The following is a 13,785-nucleotide window of genomic DNA, read 5'->3' as shown; positions in this document are numbered from 1 at the left end:
GGATCAACTGTCCGTAAAAGCCCGATTGGTTCAACTAATAATCCGTGGGGGGATGAACAAAACCCCCACGGATTAAAGTTTCACTTTATCACTACTAAAAAATCCATTTATGTATCCCCATATAATCATTCCAATTAAGATGGTTATCCATTTTATATTTTTTGATTCACTTCTCCCTTGTAAAAAGTGTTTTACATATCAGTTTTTCATATAGCAGGAATAAAGTATGAGATAGGGAAGAAATATGTAAGAGGATTTCATAATGAGAGGAGGAAGGGGATGAAAATCGTCTTTGTTCGGCACGGGGAAGGAGAACATACAAGGGATTTGCCATCAAGTTTAAAAGTGCTTCATCCGCCATTGACGGATGAAGGAAGGAATCAGGCTAAATTACTTCAATGCAATGTGCCATTACAAGAGGCGGATATATTAATTGCTAGTCCTACACTTAGAACTTTGCAAACGGCGACAATATGGAGTGCGAAAGTTGCTTGTCAAAAAATCGTTCATCCATATGTATCTCCGCGTATTTTTCCTTATCGAGAAGAAGCGAGAACATTACCGTGCGATTATATAGTAGATCAGGGAATGATAACAAAGTTATTTCCGCATTTTTCGATAGAGAAAAGCTCAAATAATCAGTTATGGAAGGAAGGTATAAACACTATTTCAGAGAATAGTTTTCAGCAAATAGTAGATAAATTTCTTCTTTGGTGTTATGAACTGGGTGCTGAAAGAATTTGCATTGTATCTCACGATGGAACAATTACAGCATATAGGCAATATTTACAGAAAGTCGTTTTAACTAGATCAGATTTTTTGAAAGAAACGGGCATATATGAAATGGATTTATCCCATAAAATTCTGATTGATAAGGGCTGATTATAGGATGGGGGTTGTATGTTGAATATTGCATTAGTAGTTGGTTTTAATTCGGATTTAGAGGCGCAATCAATCCGAGCATCTCTTGAATATTTTGGTGCAAGGGTTGTGACATATTGGATTGGTAGACCGAAAGATTTTGTGGAAGTTCTTTCTGGAAAGAACTTATTTAACGATATTAATTATATTATTTTTTGCTTTCATGGTGAAGAAGGGAAGTTTGTCATGGAAGAGTTAGGCGAAGAAGTATATGAACAAGATGAACCGAGAGGGTATTTTGGTACAGAAGAAATTTATAAATATGCAAAATTGCATAATACACATATTGTAAATAGCGGGTGCACGTTAGGGGAGCAAAATCTAGCAAAATCTTTTTTACATAGTGGTGCGAAATCATATATTGGATCGATTGATTATGTAGATGGAAATGCAGCACTTATGTTTACTATACGTTTATTTTATGGGGTTATTAACCATGGGAAAACGTTAGAAGAAGCCTTTCAAGAAGCGAGTTTAATTGATGAGGAGACACATACATTTCGATTCTATAATTAGTGTGAAACACGTTTATTCTATATTCGAATAAACGTGTTTCACATTTAACTCACATTTTTTTTACATTTTTTCAATGAAAATGGTTATCACTTGTGGTATGATATGTTCAAGTTTTTACAGGTAATAAAAGTTACTATATAAACGTTAGTTTTTAATGTTTCATACGCATGTCACAGATTATTCATAATTAACGTTTGAAAAATAAGTAACTAATGTTATTATATTATCTGTAACTAACTTAATTACAACTTTAGGAGGAAGATATGGTTATTCAATTTTTAAGAGAAAACAAAGCAGTTTCTTTTGCATTAGCAGTAATTCGAGTATATCTTGGTTACACATGGTTAATGGCTGGAATCGGTAAACTACAAGGAAAAGGATTCGATGCAACAGGTTATTTGCAAGGGGCAATTGAAAAATCTAAAGGTGCACAACCGGCTGTTCAATCTTGGTGGGCATCATTCTTACAAGAATTTGCAATTCCAAATGTAGATTTGTTTAATACACTTGTAACATGGGGAGAAATTTTAGTCGGAATTGGTTTAATTGTAGGCTGTTTAACAAAAACAGCGGTCTTTTTTGGTCTTGTAATGAACTTTTCCTATATGTTTAGTGGGTCAATTGGTGTGAACCCTGAGATGGTTATCTTATCTATGTTTGTTCTTGTTTCCGGTATGAACGCTGGGAAATTTGGAATGGATGGCTTCGTTATCCCGAAAGTATTAGGATCAAAAACGCCAAAACGCCAAAAGCAAGCTGCTTAATATATGAAAACGGGTATCTCATTTTGAGATACCCGTTTATGTTATTTTTCAACTTTAATCGGATTGTTCTTAAAGAAATCTTTTACATACCCGACAAATTCTTGTGGTTCTTGGCGAAATGGTGCATGATAACCTTTTTCAATAATATGTAAAGTGCTATTTTTTAAGAATTGATGATACGTTTCTCCTTCTTTCCAGGAAACGCTACTATCATTTCTGCCCCATATAATTAAAGTTGGCTGTTTTATTTCATTTGCATTAATTTTAAGACGTCTAGGCCATAATTTCATTTTATTATAATGCTCTTCATCATTACGTTTGAATTTCACTTTGCTTTCATCATAATCTGTAATAGAAGAAACGGCATTTAAATCAGTCGACAATTGTGGTTTTGGTGAGCCTTGTTTATTAACGAATGTATGAGGGCCACCTGTAGCATCAGTTAAAATAAGGTGAGTAACTGCTTCAGGATATAAATATGTTAAATTTAGAGAAATTTCTCCCCCCATGGAATGCCCCAGTATTGCGAATGAATCATACCCTAGTTTTTTCATTAATTTATAATACAAATTTGCATGAGTTGGAAAAGAATAATAAAAATCCATTGGCTTAGATGAGCGCCCGAATCCTAAAGCATCTACAGAAATAATTGTATGATCTTTTGCTAAATCGGAGTAAATCTTTTGAAAACCATCTGATGACCCTCCAAAGCCATGAATCATAAGTAAAGGTGGTTTTTCATTACCAATCTTTTTAAAGTAAATGGTTTGACCATCTATTTCTACCATTTTTTCCTCGGTAGCTAGTTTCGCTGTAATTGTATTTTTAACTTGTTTTACTTGTTCTACTGGCTTTTCTGCTGCACTACATCCTACTAATAGTGTAAGAGTAAGACAACCTACCATAAAATAGCTAAATCGCTTCAATTAGGTGTCTCCTTTCTAACATAACGCTGTATCTATCATAGCAAATAGCATATTACGATTTCCAGGAAGTTGGCTACCATTTTTTATCATAAGAGGTGAAAGGAGCGTTTCTTGGAAATTTTCTGTTTGAAGAAATTGACGAAATGTAAATTGTGAGTGTGGAACATCAATTCGTACTATACCATTCCAACATTCACATATCTTTTTTAATAATTGGATAGCATCTTCTTCTTGCTTGGCGATAAGTGGATTGATACATAATATATTGCCCTTTTGTATGCATAATGAAAAAGCTTCTATACAGTTATTTCTTTCAATTTTAAAAGAGTATACGGCCCTTGGTAATAGCAAAGAGTAAAGTAGAGAACGATTCATACCAGTTGCAATTTGATCCAGAGAAGTAAGAGATATAAGGTCTTCTTCTTGTACTTGTTGTAAGTGAGAAGGATACGTCTTAATAGTCTGCTTTTCAAAACGATGAATCGTTGTTGCTGTTTGAAATCCACATGATGTGTATAGAGGTTCGCCAGCTTTTGTCGCAATAAGTGCAATGGGTTGTTTTGGATGAATTTGTTCCAAGCAATGATTTAGCAACATGCGCCCTAATCCGCGTCCTTGAAAATTAGGGTGAACGATTAACATACCAATGGAAGCGAAGTTACTTGGAAAGGGAAATACTCCTCCAGTCGCAATGAGTTTGTTTTCATGAATGTAACCTACAAGTGTGCCGATAGAAAGATACATTTCGAATTGTTTTTTCATAAAAATTTCATCGTGTAACCATCCAACAGATTTGCAAAGATTAAGTAATTCAAAAATAAAAGACTCATTTAGCTTTACTATTTTCATAAAGGCTCACCGCATTTCTATTTATTTTCATAAAAATAGAGTCAAAATGTAAAAAAAGAGATTTACGTTAAATGAAATCCAACTTGTTTATATTTAAATTGTAAAGGGCGGGATGATTGATACAAAAAGACAAAGTTATACAAATTATAACTGATATTTACATAAGTTAACAAAAAATTTACATACAGCTAATTTTCTCTTAATAGTCTTCCATTAAATTTGATAGTGGGAAATGAATAACCTAATTAGGGGGACAAGACAGTGAAAAAGTTTGTGAAAAAAGCATGGCCATTTGCAGTTGTGGCATCATTAGCAGTTACTTCGGTAGCAACATGGAATTTTACTCGTTCTAGTGAGGTTAATGCAGATGAGAACGGAAGCAATGCAAAGATTAAAAATGTTATCGTATTAATTGGGGATGGTATGGGCCCTTCATATATGACGGCTCACCGTTATATGAAAGATAATCCAAAAACCTTTGAAATGGAATCTACAGAATTTGATAAGCATCTTGTAGGAACACAAAAAACATACCCAGAAGATGAACATGAAAATATTACAGACTCTGCATCGGCAGCAACAGCTATGTCAGCAGGGATTAAAACATATAATGCTGCAATTGCAGTTGATAATGATAAAGCGGAAGTGAAAACAGTTCTTGAGCAAGCGAAAGAGAAAGGGAAATCAACGGGACTCGTTGCAACTTCTGAAATTACACATGCAACACCAGCTGCTTTCGGTGCGCATGACATTAGCCGTAAAAATATGGACGCAATTGCAAATGATTATTTTGATGAGAAAATTAAAGGGAAGCATAAAGTAGATGTTATGCTTGGCGGCGGCGTAAAGAACTTTGTTAGAAAAGATCGTAATCTTACAGAAGAGTTCAAGAAATCTGGTTATAGCTATGTAACGGATCGAGATCAATTGTTAAATGATAAAAATGATCAAATTCTTGGTTTATTTGCACCAGGTGGATTAGATAAAATGATTGACCGTAATGAGAAAACACCTTCATTAGAAGAAATGACTAATGCAGCAATTGAGCGTTTGAACAAAAATAAAAATGGTTTCTTCTTAATGGTGGAAGGAAGTCAAATCGACTGGGCTGGACATGATAATGATATTGTTGGTGCAATGAGTGAAATGGAAGACTTCGAAAAAGCTTTCAAAGCAGCGATTGAGTTTGCGAAAAAAGATAAAAATACGTTAGTTGTTGCAACGGCAGATCACGCTACTGGTGGATTATCTTTAGGTGCCAATGGCGAGTATAACTTTAAAGTAGATCCAATTAAAGCTGCAAAGCGTACACCAGACTTTATGGCAAATGAGATTGCAAAAGGTGCAAATGTAGAAGAAACATTGAAAAAGTATATTGATTTACAATTAACTCCAGAAGAAATTCAAGCTGTAAATGATATAGCTCCTTCAAAAGATGTAACAAAGATTGATAATGCAATTGAAGATATTTTCAATAAGCGCTCGGTTACAGGCTGGACAACGGGTGGACATACAGGGGAAGATGTGAACGTATATGCATTTGGTCCAGGTAAATACTTGTTCTCTGGCGTTCAAGAGAATACAAATATAGCGAAACGTGTCTTTGATATTGTTGGCGGCGGCGATCCGAATAAAGGAAGACGCTAATTAAGAGCGAAAGTGAGGCGAAATGCCTCACTTTTCTTTTTAGGAGTTGGGAATATGAAAAATTTATTTAGGAAATTAAGATTCCTTTTAGTATTTGTAGTATTACTAGTTGGATGTCAACAAGAAGAGAATAATGTAGAACAAAAATCTACTACTAAAAAAACTGAGGAAAAGGTACAAATAACAAAAGAAGAAGAGAGATCTATTCAAGATGTTATTCATACATTTGTGCGAACGACGAATGAAAAAAATCTTGCAGAACATATGGAGTTATTTTCAAAGAAGATGCCTAGTGCTGAAGACTTAAAAACACAAAAAGAAGCCGCATTTCAAAAGGGAAATAAGAAAATTGAATTGGAACATATAGATATGAAAGTTAGTAAAGTAGGGTATGTTATTGTTGAAACGAAAGAAAAGGAAGTAGACGACAGTATCACTCTTCAAAAGAAAGTACAGTATGCCCTTGGAAAAGAAGAGGATAAATGGAAGATTGAAGAGGTTCGAACAATAGAGAAAAAATAACGTGAAACTTTAATAAGTGTAGGAGTCGTACTTCCCAAAATGGTAGAAAAAAGGTTCTCATTGGCGAGAACCTTTTTTTATAGTGGTAGCATAATTTGATTTGAGCATGCCTCAATATCATCAATATCTTGACGGATTGTGGCCATTTTATTATCAAGATCTTCAGCTTTCATTGCTGCATCATGTAGTTCATCTTTTAAATACTCCGGTATTTTCCCTTCATATTTATAATAAAGTTTGTGTTCTAAACTTGCCCAAAAGTCCATTGCTAGTGTACGTAACTGAATTTCTGCAAATACATCTTTTGTACCAGAATTTAGTGATAAAGGGTATTTAATAATCATGTGTAAACTTTTATATCCGTTTCGTTTTGGGTTAGCGATATAATCTTTTACTTCTATGACTTCCATATCTTCGCGTTTTTGAATGACTTCTTTCAAATGATAGATATCTTCTACGAAGCAACATGTAATACGAATACCAATAATATCTTGTAAATGTGTTTGAGCGTTTTCAACTGTTGGTAATAAGCTTTTGCGCTCTAGTTTTTTAATAATACTTTCAGGTTGTTTTAGTCTTGTTTTTATATGTTCAAACGGGTTGTAATCCTCTAGAAATTGAGCTTCCCGGTTCATAATTTCAAATTTAGTTTTTAACTCTTCTAAAGCAAATGTATATGGTAATACAAAAGCTTTCCAGTAGTTAACTGTTGATTGATTATATTCCATTTATATACACACCTTTTCCTATTTGCAAGTGAGGTCGTTATTATACTAAATACCAAATCATATAAGCGCAAGCAGCAAATGATGAGATCATAAAGCGATATTTAGTTTTCATACTTTCAACTCCTTTCGAGTAAGATTTTATATAAATAAACGTGATTGTTAATAAGTTCACTATGTACAGTTTCTATAGTAATAGATTCGTGTGAATTTCGTATGAACTAATTGTTTCAGCTTTTTGTCTTTTTTGCTGTTAATCATAATTATTATTCGGATTTAAAGTGTTTTTATTTGATTTATCTATTTGTATAAATTAATGTATATTTGAATTTATAGTTATTGAGGAGGATATATGGTGAACTTTGAAGAATTAGCAATCGCTAGACGTTCTGCAATGAAATTTATACAAGGTATAGAAATCCCTAATGAGGATTTTAAAAAAATATTTGAGTTAACTAAGCTTTCTCCATCTTGCTATAATTTGCAGCACACACATTATGTTGTAATTCGTGATCAAGAGCGAAAAGAAAGATTAAAAGAATTAGCTTTCGGTCAATATAAAGTATCGAGTGCATCAGCGGTAGTGCTCGTTTGTGGTGATAAAAAAGCATACCAAAATGTTGAAAATATTTACTTCGGTATGAAAGTTTTAAAAATGATTGATGAATGTGAATATGAAGATACAATTAGGCAAACGAAAGGTTTATATGAAGGAAAAGGAGAGCGTTTCATGGAGGATGAAGCGATTAGAAATGCTTCGTTAAGCGCGATGACTTTTATGTACGCAGCTAAATATTATGGCTATGATACATGTCCAATGATTGGTTTCGATGAAAAAGCAGTACAAAGTGAATTAAATATGCCGGAGCATATAGTACCTGTTTTAATGATTACGATAGGAAAAAGTGATATGACTAAAACTCGCCCACGAGGATATCGAAAGCCGATTAGTGAATTTGTTACATACGAATCGTTTTAATAAAGTGAAACTTTTAATTAGTGGGGGTCTTACTGCCCGTTAATGCGGGACAAAATTGATTTAACTATAAAAACAAGGGGATTCTAAATGGAATCTTCTTGTTTTTGCAATTGACAAATAGAATGAAGTTTTATAATATATAAATCGTAATCATTACGTTTTAGTTGCGATCTTTGAAAGAAAGGAGAATTAAATATGCGTGTAAATATTACATTAGCTTGTACGGAGTGCGGCGATCGTAATTACATTTCTAAGAAAAATAAACGAAACAATCCAGAACGCATCGAACTAAAAAAATATTGTCCACGATTAAAGCGAGTAACGTTACATCGTGAGACGAAGTAAAAGACTAGAGATATCTCTAGTCTTTTTTTTATAGTTCCTTGGTTTTGTTTGTTATAATTACCTTAAAATGTAATAAAGGGAGCGGTATGATGAATCAAAAAGATAAGGAAAGAAAAGAGCGAGTGGCTCATATTATTAACATTCCAGATGAATATAGTCTTGTTGTAGATGATCAAGAAGGGGTTGATGACCCGTATCATCTATTATGGTGGGAGCATAAAGAGGATCAGGAGAGAACGATACAAATTACATTGAATAGACATACTGGTAATTTAATTGAATTTAGGATAGATGATGGAAATTATTTTTCGAGTGATAAGGAAGTTATAGAGGAGAATAGGGTAAGAGAGATTGCAAATGTATTTATAAAAAAACATGTGGAAGAAGGATTAGAGTTTTATACATATGTAACTATCCAGGATGATTGGCGTGGCTGGAAAGAAATAAATTATATGCAAGAAGTAAATGGATATCCATTACCGGATACAGGATGTGTGGTGCAAGTGCATCCTTCAGGGAATGTTGTGAATTTTCATTATAACGGACGAGAAAGCATAAAAGAAAAGCCGTTATGGCCAAGTGAGATTGTTGAGGAGAATATCGTTTTAGACAACTTAAAGGCCAAACAAGATATGAGGCTTGTATTTGTAGATTTAACACATTCTTTATGTAAATATGAAAATGGAGAAGAAGTAAAAGGGTACCACCTTGTGTATGTACCAGAACCTAGTCATGTATTTATTGATGCAAGTACAGGTAAAGATTTATTTGGACCAGATCATTATAAATTACCGCCAACAGTGGCTGTTAGAAAACAAAAAAAGGGTAGCCAACAAGATGATGTATTCGATTTATTTGACTGGGATAAAGAAAGTTTTACAAAAGTAGTTGAGACGGAAAATGATGATGAAATAAGGATGAAATTTGTTCCGAAAGAGGAATTACAAAAACAGAAAGAAGAAAAGAATCCATATTTAATGAATGAATTCTTTAACAAGCATTTACCGATGTTGAAATATAATAATTTAGTTAGCGTTACAATTGATAAATTAACCAATGAATTAACTGGTTTTATAAAACTGACAGATGATAAAGAAGTAAAGCAAATACTGTCTAGAGAGGAATGTTTACAAAAAGCACTTCAATTTTTAGAACGAGTTATTCCAGATATCAAACAATATCTGCGTCTTTGGGAGGAACGGGAAGCAGAAGAAGATGGGATTGAAAGATTTATCTTTTCTGTATATATAAATGATATTCTGGCAGAGTATAACCAATTTATGATCAACATCAATGCAGAAAATGGTGCTGTTATGCACTACTCGGGGGAGTCTAGCAACTTTATAAAAAAATTACTTACATATGAAACAACACCAAAAGTAACAAAAGAAAAAGCGTTAGAAATATACAGAGCGGCTATCCGAGTTAAATTAGAATGGTTTGTAGATCATGATGCAGAGGAAACGAAATACAAACTACTGTACAAACAAACGACAGATGAAAAATATAAAGAACCTTTTGATTGTAGTCGGGAAATTCGTTATATTGATGCCCAAACTGGGAGAAAGATTTGGAGTAAGTAAAATAAAAAGAGTTATTTTCTTTGAAAAATAACTCTTTTTATTTTTATAATTTGCCTGTTCGCTTTTCAAAAGTAAATGTGATAGGAAGATTGGAATGAGAACTATCACTTTTAAATATTACTTTCCATTCTTTAGTATGGGCTTTAATTTCAAAATTAAGAAGATTTATCGCTCTACGTTTATCTATTTCTAAAAACATATTATGAATTTCTGGTTCTTGCTGTAAATTAAGAGCCTTTAGTGTGACTGTAAATGTGAAAAAATTCTGCCCTTCATATACTATTTTTGATATTTTTGTTTTTTGTGTATTTAACAGCACATAAAAACGGTCTGATGGAGTTAATTGTACAGAGTCATCAGTAATTTCATTCTCGCTATTATGAAGTTCAACTAAGAAAGATGTACTATGGGAAGAATCTTTTTTGCTTGTAATCTGTAATTCAGTAGGAATCATCGGTATTTCATAAAAGTCATTCCTTATTATGTTATTGTAATCCTCTGAAAATTTACGGACTTCTTTTGGAAAAGAGTCTTCTTGTGTACTTAAAAAAGTTTTATGTTGCTTTGGAATTTTTTTACTAAAATTTAATGTTTCTTTAAAGTAATAATTGGATCCAGTTAAAAATAAAAAACTACAAATTAATAAAAAAATTCGATACAGATTTTGAAAATGAAAGAACAATAGTATACATGTAATAATTCCAATTACATAGAAAATAAAGATAAGTAGTTCTAGTTTTGAGTGAAACGAGAAACCATAGTTATGAAAAAATTTTATTCCAGTTATAATTTGAGCTCCAAAAAATAAAGAAATTCCAAATTGAAAAAATAATAAATCAGGCCCTCTTTTAATAACAAAAGTAATGAACGAAATGAAAAGTAAAAATACTCCTAAATAAATTGTTACATTTAATAATCGTTCTAATGTAATCATGAATAATGTCCCCTTTAATAGCATATTCATATATAAATAACAATTTTATATAATTATAATATAACAATAAATTATTTTAAATGTTGGAAGTGTTGAGTTTTATAAATAAACTGTACAGACACAAACAACCTCACGCCCACATACACATAATAAAGACCACTATTTTGGCGGAGGTGAAAGGTTTGAGTCTATTCGCCGCAATTGGATATATGGTTCGAGAAGTGTTTGTCTTTGTTTCTTATGTGAAGAATAATGCGTTCCCGCAGCCGTTATCATCAGATGATGAGAGAAAGTACTTAGAGTTAATGGAGCAAGGTGATGCTCAAGCGAGAAATCTTTTAATTGAACATAATTTACGGCTTGTAGCTCATATCGTTAAAAAATTTGAGAACACAGGAGAAGATGCAGAAGATTTAATTTCAATTGGTACGATCGGGCTCATTAAAGCGATCGAGAGCTATTCTGCTGGAAAGGGAACGAAGCTTGCGACGTATGCAGCACGCTGTATTGAAAATGAAATTTTGATGCATTTACGTGTACTAAAGAAAACGAAAAAAGATGTTTCACTTCATGATCCGATCGGGCAAGATAAAGAGGGCAATGAAATATCGCTTATTGATATATTAAAATCAGAGTCTGAAGATGTAATTGATATGATTCAGCTTAGTATGGAGTTAGAAAAAATTAAAGAGTATATCGATATTTTAGACGAAAGAGAAAAAGAAGTGATTGTGAAACGTTTTGGACTTGGGCTAGATAAGGAGAAAACACAGCGGGAAATCGCTAAGGCGCTTGGTATTTCTAGAAGCTATGTATCACGGATTGAAAAGCGTGCTTTAATGAAAATGTTCCACGAGTTTGTAAGGGCAGAGAAAGAGAAAAAAGCGAAAGAGTAAAGTGTATTAGAAGCAGCCATATTTAAAATGGGCTGCTTTTCTTATTGTAAATAAGAAAAGAAAACGCGTTATGCTAAGAAGAAATACATGTTCACTGTTGAAAATGACGGATTCTATCTGTAATATTAGAAGGTGCTAAATAATTTAAGAATAATACCATACTTAGTTTTCTGTATGTATAATAAGGCTGCTTTATATGATATGTGGGAATAAGAACCAATTTTACATATGATATAGAAAGAAAAGAAGGGAAAACTAAAGTTATAGACTGATTAGGGGGTTTCGCAATTTGCGACGTACATTATATCGACTTATGATAGAACTTACAAATGGTCGCTTTACTTCTTATATATTACGTAAATTTGCACAATCTCGTTTGAGCTCTATCATTATTCCATCGTATGCGAAAGTTTTTCAAATTAATCAAGATGAGATGGAAAAGGGTTTGAAGGAATATAGAACATTGCATGAATTATTTACGCGTAAGCTAAAAGAAGGAAAGCGTAGTATTGATACAGATGCATCGAGTATCGTTAGTCCTGTTGATGGTGTTTTTGCAGATCAAGGTCCTATTGAGGATACAAAAACATTTGATATTAAAGGAAAGCGTTATTCGATTGTGGATATGCTAGGTAATGAAGAACGTGCAACGCGATATGCAGGCGGTACATATATGGTAATTTATTTGAGTCCAAGTCATTATCATCGCATTCATAGTCCGCTTTCTGGTTCTGTGACTGAAAGATTTGTACTCGGTAGAAAATCATATCCGGTAAATGCAGCTGGTATGGAATACGGGAAAGAACCACTGTCAAAAAATTATCGTTCTGTTACAGAAGTAAGCAGTGATGGCGAGCATATGGCTCTTGTAAAAGTAGGTGCCATGTTTGTTAATAGTATTGAGCTTTTGCATGAGAGAGACACTGTTCAAAAAGGTGAAGAAATGGCATACTTTACATTTGGTTCAACAGTTGTGTTATTGTTTGAAAAAGATATGATAGAAGTAGTGCAGGAATTAAAGAGTGGACAAGAGCTTCGTCTTGGTCAAAAAATAGCTACTCGCTTAGCTCATAAATAAAGAAAAGCTTTTATAACCGTAAGTAAGAGTTATGGGCAAAGATACTTAATGATGAAATCCCCTAGATGGGAGTACTTGTTTATTCGAGAGCCATCGTAGGATGGCTCTTTTTACAGGGCATCCAATAAATTATCCTTTAACTGTTTAATTGGTAAGGGCTGATTAAACTTTCACTTTATATGTAATCAAGATGATTTGACAAGCTTGTCCTCTAATGAGCGTCTAATGATTTCTTGTTTTATAAGTAAAATGAAGTCGGGATTTAATTTTAGTTCTTTTGCTTTATAATAAGACTCAGTGAGTAACTCAGTGGATAACTGTTCCATATGTTTTGTTTTCAAGGTGAGTCACCTCCTAATAATATAAGGATTGATTCGTTGATGCATTTAATGTACCAAAAAAATATGACAGTCACAAACGAGTGGTTATCCACATACCTAGGTGGATAAAGTGTGTATAGTTTGTTAGTAAATTCCAAATTAACTGAAAAATTAATGTGGAAAATGTGTACAATTTTATCCACAGGTTATATATCGAAAAATGTTGTCGAAAAATTTTATGAAAAATCCTCAAAGAGGTGAAAGAAATTGAAACTATTTTTACCAAATGAATATGTGAAAAATGTATATCATGTTCAACCAGAAGATTTAAAAAAACGTGGGATTAAAGGCGTTATTACTGACTTAGATAACACTTTAATTGAATGGGATCGTCCCAATGCAACACCGCAACTTGAAAAATGGTTCTTGGAAATGAAAGAGCAAGGCATTCAAGTAACGGTCGTTTCAAATAATAATGAGCAACGTGTAAAAGATTTTGCTGATCCATTAGGTATTCCATTTATTCATAGTGCACGTAAACCATTTGTTCGCGCATTTAAGCGTGCGATACAAGAGATGCGTTTGCAGCCAGATGAAGTTGTAGTAATTGGAGATCAGTTACTGACGGACGTGCTTGGTGGCAACCGAGTAGGCCTTCATACAATTTTAGTTGTACCGGTAGCACAAACGGACGGATTAGTAACGCGCTTTAATCGAAAAATTGAACGAAGAATTATGAAAAATATGAAGAAAAAAGGTTTAATTAACTGGGAGGAATAA

The 13,785-nt window shown here is 33.1% G+C and carries 16 protein-coding genes; 11 read left to right on the top strand and 5 right to left on the bottom strand.

Annotated elements, in window-relative coordinates:
- Nucleotides 1–279 precede the first annotated feature (279 nt).
- From ACTL4X_RS22040 to ACTL4X_RS22030, 3 genes are all read left to right on the top strand, one after another.
- Complete coding sequence (locus ACTL4X_RS22040) at nt 280–882, top strand: histidine phosphatase family protein (protein WP_000706238.1); 603 nt, start codon at nt 280–282, stop codon at nt 880–882.
- Nucleotides 883–900: 18 nt separating this feature from the next.
- Nucleotides 901–1,437: a hypothetical protein gene (locus ACTL4X_RS22035; protein ID WP_000931925.1), complete on the top strand. Its 537-nt coding sequence runs from the start codon at nt 901–903 to the stop codon at nt 1,435–1,437.
- Nucleotides 1,438–1,700: 263 nt separating this feature from the next.
- A complete protein-coding gene (locus ACTL4X_RS22030; RefSeq protein WP_000236592.1) occupies nt 1,701–2,201 on the top strand; it encodes a DoxX family protein in 501 nt (166 codons plus the stop codon).
- A 41-nt stretch (nt 2,202–2,242) separates the two neighbouring features.
- Here ACTL4X_RS22030 and ACTL4X_RS22025 read toward each other — a convergent pair whose 3' ends face one another.
- Both ACTL4X_RS22025 and ACTL4X_RS22020 read right to left on the bottom strand, forming a co-directional pair.
- The gene (locus ACTL4X_RS22025) at nt 2,243–3,127 is read right to left on the bottom strand and encodes an alpha/beta fold hydrolase (protein ID WP_000819810.1); all 885 of its coding nucleotides are present in this window, start codon (nt 3,125–3,127) and stop codon (nt 2,243–2,245) included.
- A gap of 15 nt (nt 3,128–3,142) precedes the next feature.
- Complete coding sequence (locus tag ACTL4X_RS22020; protein ID WP_000706687.1) at nt 3,143–3,976, bottom strand: GNAT family N-acetyltransferase; 834 nt, start codon at nt 3,974–3,976, stop codon at nt 3,143–3,145.
- Between the two features lie 261 nt (nt 3,977–4,237).
- On the opposite strand from ACTL4X_RS22020, the gene ACTL4X_RS22015 reads away from it, so the two are divergent.
- Nucleotides 4,238–5,623, top strand: a complete 1,386-nt coding sequence (locus ACTL4X_RS22015; RefSeq protein WP_000714912.1) for an alkaline phosphatase — start codon at nt 4,238–4,240, stop codon at nt 5,621–5,623.
- Nucleotides 5,624–5,677: 54 nt separating this feature from the next.
- On the top strand, nt 5,678–6,145 hold the full coding sequence (locus ACTL4X_RS22010) for a hypothetical protein (RefSeq protein ID WP_000792894.1): 468 nt from the start codon (nt 5,678–5,680) through the stop codon (nt 6,143–6,145).
- Nucleotides 6,146–6,222: 77 nt separating this feature from the next.
- Here the strand turns inward: ACTL4X_RS22010 and ACTL4X_RS22005 are convergent, their stop codons facing one another.
- On the bottom strand, nt 6,223–6,873 hold the full coding sequence (locus tag ACTL4X_RS22005; protein WP_000456230.1) for a GTP pyrophosphokinase: 651 nt from the start codon (nt 6,871–6,873) through the stop codon (nt 6,223–6,225).
- Between the two features lie 349 nt (nt 6,874–7,222).
- On the opposite strand from ACTL4X_RS22005, the gene ACTL4X_RS22000 reads away from it, so the two are divergent.
- The 3 genes from ACTL4X_RS22000 (at nt 7,223) to ACTL4X_RS21990 (ending at nt 9,777) form a co-directional block, all read left to right on the top strand.
- On the top strand, nt 7,223–7,849 hold the full coding sequence (locus ACTL4X_RS22000; protein ID WP_000245983.1) for a nitroreductase family protein: 627 nt from the start codon (nt 7,223–7,225) through the stop codon (nt 7,847–7,849).
- A 195-nt stretch (nt 7,850–8,044) separates the two neighbouring features.
- Entirely contained in the window at nt 8,045–8,194 is a 150-nt protein-coding gene (rpmG, locus tag ACTL4X_RS21995) for a 50S ribosomal protein L33 (protein ID WP_001265617.1), read from the top strand.
- 86 nt (nt 8,195–8,280) lie between these two features.
- Nucleotides 8,281–9,777 carry a YcdB/YcdC domain-containing protein gene (locus ACTL4X_RS21990; RefSeq protein WP_033690635.1) on the top strand — a complete coding sequence of 499 codons (1,497 nt, stop codon included), beginning with the start codon at nt 8,281–8,283 and terminating at the stop codon, nt 9,775–9,777.
- A gap of 43 nt (nt 9,778–9,820) precedes the next feature.
- Here ACTL4X_RS21990 and ACTL4X_RS21985 read toward each other — a convergent pair whose 3' ends face one another.
- Entirely contained in the window at nt 9,821–10,741 is a 921-nt protein-coding gene (locus ACTL4X_RS21985) for a hypothetical protein (RefSeq protein ID WP_002198192.1), read from the bottom strand.
- Nucleotides 10,742–10,893: 152 nt separating this feature from the next.
- Between ACTL4X_RS21985 and sigK the strand changes: the two genes are divergently transcribed.
- Nucleotides 10,894–11,607, top strand: a complete 714-nt coding sequence (gene sigK / locus ACTL4X_RS21980; RefSeq protein ID WP_000051382.1) for an RNA polymerase sporulation sigma factor SigK — start codon at nt 10,894–10,896, stop codon at nt 11,605–11,607.
- A 289-nt stretch (nt 11,608–11,896) separates the two neighbouring features.
- Entirely contained in the window at nt 11,897–12,685 is a 789-nt protein-coding gene (locus ACTL4X_RS21975) for a phosphatidylserine decarboxylase (RefSeq protein WP_001255003.1), read from the top strand.
- Between the two features lie 185 nt (nt 12,686–12,870).
- Here the strand turns inward: ACTL4X_RS21975 and ACTL4X_RS21970 are convergent, their stop codons facing one another.
- Complete coding sequence (locus ACTL4X_RS21970; RefSeq protein ID WP_000850094.1) at nt 12,871–13,026, bottom strand: sporulation histidine kinase inhibitor Sda; 156 nt, start codon at nt 13,024–13,026, stop codon at nt 12,871–12,873.
- Nucleotides 13,027–13,272: 246 nt separating this feature from the next.
- Between ACTL4X_RS21970 and ACTL4X_RS21965 the strand changes: the two genes are divergently transcribed.
- A complete protein-coding gene (locus ACTL4X_RS21965) occupies nt 13,273–13,785 on the top strand; it encodes a YqeG family HAD IIIA-type phosphatase (RefSeq protein ID WP_000765314.1) in 513 nt (170 codons plus the stop codon).

It is taken from the genome of Bacillus sp. RE35 (assembly GCF_052146655.1).
GTDB classification, from domain to species: Bacteria; Bacillota; Bacilli; order Bacillales; family Bacillaceae_G; genus Bacillus_A; species Bacillus_A cereus.
The sequence above is the reverse complement of the archived record's forward strand: the minus strand, read 5'-3'. Positions and strand labels throughout refer to the sequence as shown.

Bases quoted from the DNA above. Each gene is read 5' to 3' on its own strand.
- ACTL4X_RS22040 (WP_000706238.1), top strand. From the start codon at position 280: ATGAAAATCGTCTTTGTTCGGCACGGGGAAGGAGAACATACAAGGGAT.
- ACTL4X_RS22035 (WP_000931925.1), top strand. From the start codon at position 901: ATGTTGAATATTGCATTAGTAGTTGGTTTTAATTCGGATTTAGAGGCG.
- ACTL4X_RS22030 (WP_000236592.1), top strand. From the start codon at position 1,701: ATGGTTATTCAATTTTTAAGAGAAAACAAAGCAGTTTCTTTTGCATTA.
- ACTL4X_RS22020 (WP_000706687.1), bottom strand. From the start codon at position 3,976: ATGAAAATAGTAAAGCTAAATGAGTCTTTTATTTTTGAATTACTTAAT.
- ACTL4X_RS22010 (WP_000792894.1), top strand. From the start codon at position 5,678: ATGAAAAATTTATTTAGGAAATTAAGATTCCTTTTAGTATTTGTAGTA.
- ACTL4X_RS22005 (WP_000456230.1), bottom strand. From the start codon at position 6,873: ATGGAATATAATCAATCAACAGTTAACTACTGGAAAGCTTTTGTATTA.
- ACTL4X_RS22000 (WP_000245983.1), top strand. From the start codon at position 7,223: ATGGTGAACTTTGAAGAATTAGCAATCGCTAGACGTTCTGCAATGAAA.
- rpmG (WP_001265617.1), top strand. From the start codon at position 8,045: ATGCGTGTAAATATTACATTAGCTTGTACGGAGTGCGGCGATCGTAAT.
- ACTL4X_RS21990 (WP_033690635.1), top strand. From the start codon at position 8,281: ATGATGAATCAAAAAGATAAGGAAAGAAAAGAGCGAGTGGCTCATATT.
- ACTL4X_RS21985 (WP_002198192.1), bottom strand. From the start codon at position 10,741: ATGAATATGCTATTAAAGGGGACATTATTCATGATTACATTAGAACGA.